The sequence below is a fragment of the Nocardia sp. NPDC050175 genome, assembly GCF_044459885.1.
Taxonomy (GTDB): domain Bacteria; phylum Actinomycetota; class Actinomycetes; order Mycobacteriales; family Mycobacteriaceae; genus Nocardia.
On sequence record NZ_JBITJI010000015.1, the window covers coordinates 137691 to 148860 of the forward strand.

General features: G+C 69.4%; 4 protein-coding genes and 2 pseudogenes. 5 read left to right on the forward strand and 1 reads right to left on the reverse strand.

What is annotated here, in order from left to right; genetic code table 11:
• Nucleotides 1–5: 5 nt before the first annotated feature.
• Complete coding sequence (locus tag ACIBK2_RS38100; RefSeq protein ID WP_396974791.1) at nucleotides 6–593, reverse strand: dTDP-4-dehydrorhamnose 3,5-epimerase family protein; 588 nt, start codon at nucleotides 591–593, stop codon at nucleotides 6–8.
• Nucleotides 594–939: 346 nt separating this feature from the next.
• Between ACIBK2_RS38100 and ACIBK2_RS38105 the strand changes: the two genes are divergently transcribed.
• From ACIBK2_RS38105 to ACIBK2_RS38125, 5 genes and pseudogenes are all read left to right on the forward strand, one after another.
• The gene (locus ACIBK2_RS38105; protein WP_396974793.1) at nucleotides 940–1698 is read left to right on the forward strand and encodes a glucose 1-dehydrogenase; all 759 of its coding nucleotides are present in this window, start codon (nucleotides 940–942) and stop codon (nucleotides 1696–1698) included.
• A gap of 28 nt (nucleotides 1699–1726) precedes the next feature.
• Nucleotides 1727–2890, forward strand: a complete 1164-nt coding sequence (locus tag ACIBK2_RS38110; RefSeq protein ID WP_396974795.1) for a dihydrodipicolinate synthase family protein — start codon at nucleotides 1727–1729, stop codon at nucleotides 2888–2890.
• A 111-nt stretch (nucleotides 2891–3001) separates the two neighbouring features.
• A pseudogene (locus tag ACIBK2_RS38115) lies at nucleotides 3002–4507 on the forward strand (type I polyketide synthase); the annotation flags it as partial.
• Between the two features lie 111 nt (nucleotides 4508–4618).
• A pseudogene (locus tag ACIBK2_RS38120) lies at nucleotides 4619–10465 on the forward strand (SDR family NAD(P)-dependent oxidoreductase); the annotation flags it as partial.
• A gap of 153 nt (nucleotides 10466–10618) precedes the next feature.
• Complete coding sequence (locus tag ACIBK2_RS38125; protein WP_396974956.1) at nucleotides 10619–11131, forward strand: acyl carrier protein; 513 nt, start codon at nucleotides 10619–10621, stop codon at nucleotides 11129–11131.
• The last annotated feature ends 39 nt before the right edge of the window (nucleotides 11132–11170 follow it).

The window sequence follows — 11170 nt, forward strand, 5'->3', positions numbered from 1 at the left end:
TACCGCTACCGGATCAATGGCGCGGCGTAGGCGTCCAGGCATTGCTGGTAGGTCGGCAACAGTCCGGTGGCGACCGCCTCGCGCAGGGTGGGTGCGGCGGCGTCCTTGTCCGATCGGATCGGCTGCCCGGTCAGGTTCCACGGCAGCCCGAGCTCGGGGTCCAGCGCGTCGATGTCGATCATGGTGCCCGGCTCGTATTCGGTCGAGCACAGATAACTCATGCAGACGTCGTCGCTGAGCGCGAGGAACGCGTGGCCGAGTCCGTCGGCGAGGTACACGCCGATTCCGGAGGCCTCGTCCTGGTAGGTGGTGTCGAATTCGCCGAAGGTGGGCGAGCCGACGCGCAGGTCGACGACGATGTCGAGCACCGCGCCGCGCACACAGGTGACCAGCTTCGCCTGGCCGGGCGGTAGCGCGGTGCCGTGGATACCGCGCAGGGTATTGCGGCAGGACACCGAGTAATTGACCTGCGCCACCTCGAATGGATAACGGATTATCTCGGACAGCGCCGTCGCGCGGACCGCCTCGTAGAAAACTCCGCGTCGGTCGGGAACTTTATCGGGCTGTATGCGATATGCGTGCGAGATGGTCATGGGAGTTATTTCCATGCCGGACTTACCTCGATCGGTGGTCGGGTGTTCCAAAGGGAATCGGCGCCTCGTACAGAAATGTCAACCTATTGTGCCAGGGCGCGGTGTGTCACCACTACTGGTAGCCGACCCCTAGATGCGCCGATCAGGGGGCGGTGCGGGCGTAGGAAATCGTTGGCGCGGGGTGTCGGCGGAAATTGCTGATCAACGTCGATCCGGCGCCGCGGCGGTGCCCGTCGCGGCGTGCATAGGGGCTTTTTAGGGGGACGTCGTATCGGTCGAATCGATTAACGTCGGGCCATCCGCCTCGACAATTCCAGCAGGTTCTCGAGCAAATTAAGGATGTTTCATGACCGGATTGCGGGAAAAGGTAGTAATCGTCACCGGCAGTGCGCGGGGAATCGGCGCGGCGACCGCTCGGCGGCTGAGTAAGGACGGTGCGCGAGTCGTCGTCACGGACCTGCTCGAGGAGGAGGGCGAGAAGGTGGCCGCCGAAGTCGGCGGATTGTTCGTCCGGCAGGACGCGACGAAGCAGTCGGACTGGGCCGACGTGATCGAGGCGGCCCAGTCGGCGTACGGCCAGATCGACGGCCTGGTCAACAACGCGGGCAAAACGTTCGGCGCGCTGATCGAGCACGAGTCCCTGGAAAACTTCGAGGAGGCGTTCCAGGTGAACCTGGTCAGCGTCTTCCTCGGCATCAAGGCCGTCATTCCGGCCTTCCGCGCGGCCGGTGGTGGCGCGATCGTCAACCTGTCGTCGGCCAGTGGGCTGTCCGCGATGCCGGGCACCGGCGCGTACAGCGCCGCGAAGTGGGGTGTTCGCGGCCTGACCAAGATGGCCGCCGTCGAGCTCGGCGGCGAAAAGATCCGGGTCAACTCGATCCACCCCGGCATGGTCTACACGCCGATGACGGCACAGTTCGGCGCGCAGCCGGGAGCAGGCAACTTTCCGCTCTCGCCGTCGACGCGGCTCGGCGAGGCGGACGAGATCGCCGAGGTGATCGCATTCCTGATCTCCGATGCGGCGTCGTATGTCAGCGGCGCGGAAATCGCCATCGACGGCGGCTGGACCGCCGGCTACGTCTCACTCATGCAGCCTCCGGCCTGACGCCGGCCGACATCCTGAAGGTGAAGCTGTGATCAAACTGCCCGATGACGACGGCAAACTGACTGCGTACCAACCCAACCCGGCGCCACGCGCCAGGGTGGCCGGGGACGGACCGCCGCACAGCCGCGTACTCATCGCCGCCGCGCATGTGGTGGTCGACCCGTCCGCCGCGAACGAGCCGTTCGGTCAGCCGGTGCTGGACTGGGATGCGACCCTGGCCTTCCGCAGGCATCTGTGGTCGGAAGGACTCTGCGTCGCCGAAGCGCTCGATACCGCGCAGCGCGGCATGGGCCTGGATTGGGGCACCGCGGCCGAGCTGATTCGCCGGACCGGTGCGGAGGCCAAGGCGGTCGGCGGACGGTTGGTGGCCGGTGTCTGGACCGACCATATCGATCCGGCTACCCGGTCGCTGGACGACATCGCCGCGGCCTATGAGCAGCAGCTCGAGGTGGTCGACGCGGCGGGCGCCCAGGCGATCGTGCTGTCGAGCAGACAGCTCGCCGCTGCCGCGACCTCGGTGGATGATTACGCGTCCGTCTACGGGCGGCTGCTGCGCCAGGCGTCGAAGCCGATGATCCTGCACTGGGTCGGCGCCGAATGGGATCCGGAACTCGCGGGCTATTGGGGCAGCGGCGATCCGGACACGGCAATGGACAACTTCCTGGCCATCGTGACCGAGCACCACGACAAGGTCGACGGTGTGAAGGTCGCGCCGTTGCCCTTCGAACGGGAGGTCGAGCTCCGGCGTCGGCTCCCGAAGGGCGTCCGCTGCTACACCGGCGACGATTTCAGCTATCCGCAGCTCATGGCCGGTGACGGTGGGACGAACAGCGACGCCTTGCTCGGCGTCTTGGATCCGCTGGCCGCCATCGCCGCCGACGCCGTGCGCAAGCTCGATGACGGCGACGCCGTCGGCTTCCGCGCACTGCTCGACCCGACGGTCGAGCTGTCCGGGCATCTGTTCGAAGGCCCCGGCATGAATATCCGTTTCTACAAGACCGGCTTCGTCTTCCTGGCTTGGCTGGCCGGTCACCAGGATCACTTCCGGATGATCTGGGGCGAGCAGGCCGCGCGTTCGGTGCCGCACCTGGCCAAGGCCTATCGGCTGGCGGACGGGCTCGGCCTGTTCCCCGATCCCGAGCTGGCCGAGCGACGGATGCGGGCCGTGCTGGCCACGGTCGGCTTGGACTGACCGGACGGCCCGTCCACTGCGGCCCGCCACGCGGAGCCGAGCACGCTGCGGCGGCTCGGCTCCGCGTGCGCCGCACAACCGAGTGGAGTAGCAGTGAACAACGAGGAGAAGCTGCTCGGCTATCTCAAACGGGCTACCGCGGATCTGATCACCGCGCGCAAGCGGGCCGAGCAGGCCGAGTCACGCGCGCACGAGCCGATCGCGATCATCGGGATGGCCTGCCGATACCCCGGCGAGGTCGGGTCGCCCGATGGCCTGTGGGACCTGGTCGCGCAGGGCCGCGACGCCATCACCGAGTTCCCGGCCGATCGCGGGTGGGACGTCGCCGAGCTCTACGATCCCGAGCCGGGCGTCCCGGGCAAGACCTATGTCCGCGAGGGCGGGTTCCTCAGCGACGCAGCGGCTTTCGACGCCGAGTTCTTCCACATCAGCCCGCGCGAGGCCCGGCTGATGGACCCGCAGCAGCGGGTGCTGCTCGAACTGTCCTGGGAGGCCCTCGAGCGAGCCCGGATCGGGCCCGCGACGTTGCACGGTAGCGCGACCGGAGTGTTCGCGGGCGCGATGTACCACGACTACGCCGCGGGCAGCAATGGCGGCAGTCTGATCTCGGGGCGAATCGCCTACGTGCTCGGCCTGGAAGGGCCTGCGGTCACCGTCGATACGGCCTGTTCCTCGTCGTTGGTCGGCCTGCACTGGGCGAGTCAGGCGCTGCGGCGCGGTGACTGCTCGCTCGCGCTGGTCGGCGGGGTGGCGGTGATGGCGACCCCCGAGGCGTTCCTCGACTTCAGCGCGCAGCGCGGGCTGGCCGTCGACGGCCGATGCCGTTCCTTCAGCGACGACGCGTCGGGCACCGGCTGGGGCGAGGGCGCCGGCATCCTGGTGGTGGAGCGGCTCAGCGACGCACAGCGCAACGGCCACCCCGTGCTCGCCGTGGTCCGCGGCAGCGCGGTGAACTCCGACGGTGCGAGCAGCGGGCTGACCGCGCCGAGCGGTCCCGCCCAGCAGCGGGTGATCCGGGCCGCACTCGATGACGCCGGATTGTCCACGGCCGACATCGATGTCGTCGAGGCGCACGGCACCGGCACCACGCTCGGCGATCCGATCGAGGCGCAGGCCTTGCTCGAAACCTACGGCCGCGATCGCGCGGGTGCGCCGCTGTATCTCGGTTCGCTCAAATCGAATATCGGGCACACCCAGTCGGCGGCGGGCGTCGGCGGGATCATCAAGATGGTCATGGCGCTGCGGCACGCCACCCTGCCGCGCACGCTGCACGTCGAGGTGCCCTCGACCCGGATCGATTGGGCGGCAGGCCGGATCGCGCTGTTGGCCGAGCCGGTCGCCTGGCCCGAGAACCCCGAGCGGCCGCGGCGGGCGGGGGTCTCGTCCTTCGGTATTTCCGGGACGAACGCGCACGTGATCATCGAGGAAGCCCCGGGCGCCGCGCCGGTCACCCGGTCAGGTCACCCGCCACGGCTGGTACCGATGTTCGTGTCCGGCACGGATCAAGCGGCCCTCACCCACCAGGCCGAGCGACTGCTGAACCAGCTCGACAACTCGCTCGCGGCAGCGGTGGACATCGGTTACTCGACCGCCACCACTCGGACACTCCTCGACTGCCGTGCGGTCGTGGTCGGTGCCGAAATCGGTGAATTCCGTGCGGGATTGGCTGATGTGTCCGGCCGGACGGTGCGTGGCGACGGGGGTCGGGTGGGGTTGGTGTTTTCGGGTCAGGGGTCGCAGCGGTTGGGGATGGGAAGGGAACTGTGCGAGCGGTTTCCGGTGTTCGCTGAGGCCTGGGATGAGGTGTGGGAGACGCTTGAGAGGGCGTGTGGAGTAGATGGTCGATCAGTGGTCTGGGGTGCTGATCGGGAGTTGTTGGAGCAGACGCAGTGGGCGCAACTGGGTCTGTTCGTTTTCGAGGTTGCTCTGTTCCGGTTGCTGCGGTCGTGGGGGATCGAACCTGATGCGGTGCTTGGTCATTCGATCGGAGAAGTGGTAGCCGCTCATGTCGCCGGAGTCCTGTCTTTGACCGATGCGTGTCGACTGGTGGGTGCGCGTGCCCGGTTGATGGGTGGGTTGGCGCCGGGTGGGGCGATGGTGGCGATCGCTGCTTCTGAGTCTGAAGTGATTGCGGCACTGGATGGTTGGGATGATCGTCTGGAGGTTGCGGCGGTGAATGGTCCGCGGGCGGTGGTGGTTTCGGGCGATTCCGACGCTCTCGAGGAGTGGTTGCCGCGGTGGCGTGATCATCGGACGTCGCGGTTGCGGGTCAGTCATGCTTTTCATTCCGCGCAGATGGATCCGATGCTGGCCGAGTTCGAGCGCGCCATCTCCGGGTTGGACTTTCACGAGCCTCAGATTCCGTTGGTATCCAACGTGACTGGTGGGTTGGTGTCGTCGGAGGTCACCGATCCCGGCTATTGGGTGCGGCAGGTGCGCGATGCGGTGCGCTTCGCTGATGGCATCGGTTCGATGTTTGGGGCGGGGGTGCGTCGCTTCGTCGAGGTAGGGCCGACCGCTGCGTTGACCACAATGATCGCGGACTGTCTTGCCGACACCGACACCGACACCGACACCGACACCGACACCGACACCGACACCGACACAGTGGCCTTTCCGGCCCAGCGCGCGGGTGCGGACGAGGAGCGCGAACTTCTCACCACCCTTGCCGAACTGCAGATCACCGGGTCCACGGTGGACTGGGACGGCTACTTCGCCGACCGCGCCGTGCGGCAGGTCGAGCTGCCCACCTACGGATTTCGGCGCGATCGGTACTGGCTGTCGCAGCCGCGGCTCGGCTCGGCAGGCCACCCGATACTCGGTGTGTCGGTACCGTCGCCCGATGGTGGCCTGACCCTGAGTGGTGAACTCGCCGAGGCGAATTCACCATGGCTGGCGGACCATCGGGTGTTCGGCGCGCAGGTGGTGCCGGGTGCGCTCTTCGCCGAACTGGCCTTGCACGCGTGCGCTGCGGTCGACTGTTCGACGGTCGAGGAACTCGTGCTCGCCGCGCCGCTGGTGCTCGGCTCCGGCGACCGCGTCGCCGTCCACGTCGAGGTGGAGCCGCCGGACGATGCCGGGCGCCGGGCCGTCACCATCTACTCCCGCGTCGGCGACCGCTGGACCCGGCACGCGGTCGGGACGCTCGGCCAGGCCGTCCCGGTCACCGACGGGCTGTCCGCTTGGCCCCCGCCCGGCGCGACGACGATCGCGGTCGACGATGCGTACGACCGCCTCTACGAGCAGCATTTCGCATACGGACCGGCGTTCCGCGGCCTGCGCGCGGCCTGGCGCCGCGGCGACGAGCTGTTCGCCGAGATCGACGGTCCGGCCGCCGAGGCGTTCGGCATCCATCCGGCGCTGCTCGACGCGGCACTGCACGCCGGTCTGCTGGCCGACGGCACCGGCACGGTCGCGCTGCCGTTCAGCTACCACGGGATGGCGTTGCTCGCGCGCGGCGCGACGCCGTCCAGGGTCCGGCTGACCACGATCGCAGGCACCGGCCGCACGCGGCTGGAACTGGCAGACCGGTCCGGCGCCGCGGTGCTGGTGGTCGAGGCGATCACCACCCGGCCGGTGCGCTCCGGCGAGCTGACGCCGGGAGCGCTGCACCAGGTGCGGTGGGTGCCGATCGCCGATTCCGCACCGGCAGAGCAGGGTTGGACCTTGCTCGAACGGACGTCACCCGATCGGCCGACGCCGGTGGCCGCGGTGCTGGCGCTGCTCGACGGCCTGCGCACCTGGCTGGCCGGCCACGACGGCACCGATCGGCTGGTCGTACCCACCCGGTCGGCGACGCACGTCGCGGACGGCGACGACGTCGATCCGCTGGAATCAGCGCTGTGGGGGCTGGCCCGCGCGGCACAGGCTGAACACCCGGGCCGCATCGTGCTGCTCGATCTCGATCTCGATGCGGCCGCGGATCCGGTCGCGGCGGCGGCCGCCGCGCTGGGTGCCGGCGCGGACGAGATCGCGGTCCGCGACGGCCTGATGTACACGCCCAGGCTCGAATTGGTCGGCGCCGCAGGCACATCGCGCTCTGCCGACTGGGGCACCGTGCTGATCACCGGTGGACTCACCGGCCTCGGTGCGAGCTTCGCCCGGCATCTCGTGTCGGCGCACGGCGTGCGGGACCTGGTGCTGGTGAGCCGACGGGGGGCGGCGACACCCGAGGCCGCGGCGCTGGTGGCCGAGCTCGCCGCGGCGGGGGCGGCGGTCGCCGTCGAGGCGTGCGACGTCGGTGACCGCGCCGCGGTCGCGGCCTTGCTCGACCGATACCCGGTCACCTCGATCGTGCACGCCGCGGCGGTGCTGCACGATGGCGTGCTGTCCGCGCTCACCCCCGAACAGGTGGCGGCGGTCATGCGGGCGAAGGCCGACGCGGCCTGGCACCTGCACGAGCTCACGGCCGGGCGTCAGGTGGCCCGCTTCATCCTCTTGTCTTCGCTGTCCGGCACACTCGGCGCTCCGGGACAGGCCGCATACGCGTCGGCCAACGCATTTCTCGACGGGCTGGCCCAGTACCGGCGCCACCGCGCACTACCTGCGCAGTCACTGGCCTGGGGGCCGTGGTCGGGGGTCGGCGGCATGGTCGATCGGCTGGCCGAGAGCGCGGTCGCCCGCCTCGCCGCGGCCGGTACCCCGGCGCTGTCGCGCGCTCAGGGCCTCGAGTTGTTCGACGCGGCCATGACCACCGACGCGGCGGTGCTCGTCCCCGCGCGGTTCGACCCGCAAGCCTGGCGCACCGAGGTCGCGCCGACGATACTGCGCGATCTGCTGCCGACGGCGCCACCGCGGCCGCCGCACCAGGCCGGTGCCCGGGTCGCGAGTGAGCTGGCCGGGCGCGACTCGGCGCAGCGCGATCGGATCCTGCTCGAGCTGGTCACCGGGCTGGCGGCGCGGGTCCTCGGCCATGCCCGGGCCGACGCGGTAGCGCCCGATCGGGCCTTCGTCGACCTCGGCTTCGATTCGCTGACCGCCCTCGACCTGCGTAATTCGTTGCAGGAACGGACCGGTGTGCGACTACCGGCCACGCTCGTCTTCGACTATCCCAACGCCGGCGCGGTCGCCGGTCGGCTCGCCGAGCTGATCGAGCCTGCCACCGCGGCGCCAGCGGCCGTCGCGGTGCGCGACAGCGCCGAGCCGATCGCGATCGTGGCGGCCGCGTGCCACCTGCCCGGCGGCGTCCATTCGCCGGAACAGTTGTGGCGCTTGGTCGAAGCGGGCGTCGACGCGGTGTCCCCGTTCCCCGCGGATCGCGGCTGGGACGTGGACGCCATCTACGATCCGGAACCCGGGGTGCCCGGGAAGACGTACACCCGGCACGGCGGATTCCTGGCCGACGCCGCCGACTTCGACGCGGCGCTTTTCGGCATCTCGCCACGGGAAGCGAGGGAAATGGATCCGCAGCAGCGAGTGCTGCTGCAGACCGCGTGGGAATTGTTCGAACGCGCAGGCATCGACCCGACCGCACTGCACGGCAGCGACACCGGCGTGTTCACCGGTGTGATGTATCACGACTATGCGGGCGGTAGCCCCGGCAGTCTGGTGTCCGGCCGCCTCGCCTACACCTTCGGCTTGCAGGGACCGGCGGTCACCGTCGACACCGCGTGCTCGTCGTCGCTGGTCGGACTGCACTGGGCCGTGCAAGCACTGCGCCGCGGCGAGTGCGGCCTCGCGCTCGCGGGCGGGGTGACCGTGATGGCGACGCCCGCGACGTTCATCGAATTCAGCAGGCAGGGCGGGCTGTCTCCGGACGGCAGGTGCAAATCCTTCGCGGCCTCGGCCGACGGGACGGGCTGGAGCGAGGGCGCGGGTTTGCTCCTGCTGGAACGGCTGTCCGACGCCCGCCGCAACGGGCATCCGGTGCTGGCGCTGGTGCGCGGCAGCGCCGTCAATTCCGACGGCGCGAGCAACGGGCTCACCGCGCCGAACGGCCTGGCCCAGCAGCGGGTCATCCGGCAGGCGCTGGCCAACGCCGGGCTCGAACCGGCCGAGATCGACGCGGTCGAGGCACACGGCACCGGCACTCAGCTCGGTGATCCGATCGAACTCGAAGCGCTGTTCGAGGTCTTCGGCGACGCGCCACGGGATGCCCCGCTCTGGCTCGGATCGGTCAAGTCGAATCTCGGCCACACCCAGGCCGCGGCCGGTGTCACCGGAATCATCAAGATGCTCGAAGCGATGCGGAATGGTGTGTTGCCGAGGTCGTTGCCCGGTGGGGTGCCGTCGTCGCAGGTGGATTGGTCGGCGGGCGCGGTGGCGCTGCTCGGCGAGTCGATCGCGTGGCCGCGGCAGGGGCGGGTGCGGCGTGCGGGGGTGTCGGCGTTCGGTATTTCGGGGACGAACGCGCACGTGATCCTGGAGCAGGTCGACGCCGAGCCCGCGGCGGCGGCCGCGCCGGATGTTGTTGTGCCGGTGGTGTTGTGCGCCCGGGACGACGACGCCCTGCAGGCGCAAGCTGCCGCGCTGGTGTCGCATCTGGATGAACACCCTGAGCTCGGTGTCACCGATGTGGCGTATTCGCTGGTGGTTTCGCGTGCTGCGTTGAACTGCCGAGCTGTTGTCGTCGCCGATAACCGCGATCAGTTGCGTGCTGGATTGGCCTCGCTGCGGACGCGGACAGCGCGTCGCCGAGGCCGGATAGGGCTGCTGTTTTCGGGTCAGGGGTCGCAGCGGTTGGGGATGGGGCATGAACTGTGCGAACGGTTTCCGGTTTTCGCCGAAGCGTGGGATGCGGTGTGGGAGACGCTCGAGCGTGAGTGCGGGGTAAATGGTCGTTCGGTGGTGTGGGGTTCGGACAAGGAGTTGCTGGAGCACACGCAGTGGGCGCAACTCGGGTTGTTCGTTTTCGAGGTGTCACTGTTCCGGCTGCTGCGGTCGTGGGGAATCGAACCCGATGTGGTGCTTGGTCATTCGGTCGGTGAGGTGGTGGCCGGTCATGTGGCGGGCGTCCTTTCGCTGACCGATGCGTGTCGACTGGTTGGTGCGCGTGCCCGGTTGATGGGCGGATTGGCGGGTGGCGGGGCGATGGTGGCCGTAGCCGCGTCGGAGAAGGAAGTTGTTGTCTCGCTTGATGATTGGCAGGATCGACTGGAGATCGCCGCGGTGAATGGTCCGCAGGCGGTGGTGGTGTCCGGCGACGCCGACGCGATCGAGGAATGGCTCCCGCGGTGGCGTACGCACCGCACCGCACGATTGCCGGTCAGTCACGCATTCCATTCGGCGCACATGGCGCCGATGCTGGCCGAGTTCGAGCGGGCGTTGGCGGAGATGGAGTTTCACGAGCCTCGAATCCCGTTGATATCCAACGTTACTGGTGGGTTGGTGTCGTCGGAGGTCACCGATCCTGGGTATTGGGTGCGGCAGGTACGGGCGGCGGTGCGCTTCGGCGACGGCGTCGCGGCGATGGCCGCCGACGGCGTGGACACCTTCGTCGAGGTGGGTCCCGACGCGGCGTTGACGGCGGTCGCCGAATCTTGTCTCGATGGGGACCGCGACGCGCTGTTCGTGGCGACGTGCCGTCGGAACCGACCCGAAGTCACCGAGGTCGTTACCGCGGTGGGCACCCTGTTCGCCGGTGGGGCCCAGGTGGATTGGCCGGGCTTGTTCGCCGGCACCGGTGCGGCGCGCGTCGATCTACCCACCTACCAGTTCCAGCGTGCGCGGTACTGGGCAACCGCGCCCGCCACCAGCCTTGTCGCCGTTGACCATTCCGTTCTCAGTGGCATGCTGCCCGGACCGGACGGCGAACTCCCGCGGCTGTCCGACCGCCTGCGCGAACTCGCCGACCACGAGCGCGACCAGGTGCTGCTCGAGCTGGTCCGGGAGCAGGCCGCCGCGGTGCTCGGCCACGCCGCCGCCGCGGCGGTGCCGCCGGAGCTGCCCTTCCAGGAGCTCGGCTTCGACTCGCTGGCCGCGGTCGAGCTGCGCCGGACGCTGGCGGCCGTGACCGGGTTGCCGCTCGCCGCGACGCTCGTCTTCGACCACCCCACCGCGGCGGCCGTCGCCCGCCACCTCGCCGACGTGCTCACCCGATCGGCGGGACCGGGCGCGGACGTGCTGGTCGAGATCAATCGGCTCGAGGCCCTGGTGGCCGGTGCGCCGGGTCCGGTCGAGCCGAAGGTGATCGCCCGGCTGGCGGCGCTGCTGACGAAATGGCAGGTCGACGAGGAGCCGGGCACGGACCTCGACACGGCCACCGACAACGAACTGTTCGCGATGGTCGACAGCGAGATCTGATGACCCATCGGACCGGACGAACCGAGAGGCGAGGGATCG

What these genes read in the sequence shown, in the direction of transcription:
- ACIBK2_RS38100 (WP_396974791.1), bottom strand. Translation starts at nt 593, where the DNA reads ATGACCATCTCGCACGCATATCGCATACAGCCCGATAAAGTTCCCGAC.
- ACIBK2_RS38105 (WP_396974793.1), top strand. Translation starts at nt 940, where the DNA reads ATGACCGGATTGCGGGAAAAGGTAGTAATCGTCACCGGCAGTGCGCGG.
- ACIBK2_RS38125 (WP_396974956.1), top strand. Translation starts at nt 10,619, where the DNA reads ATGCTGCCCGGACCGGACGGCGAACTCCCGCGGCTGTCCGACCGCCTG.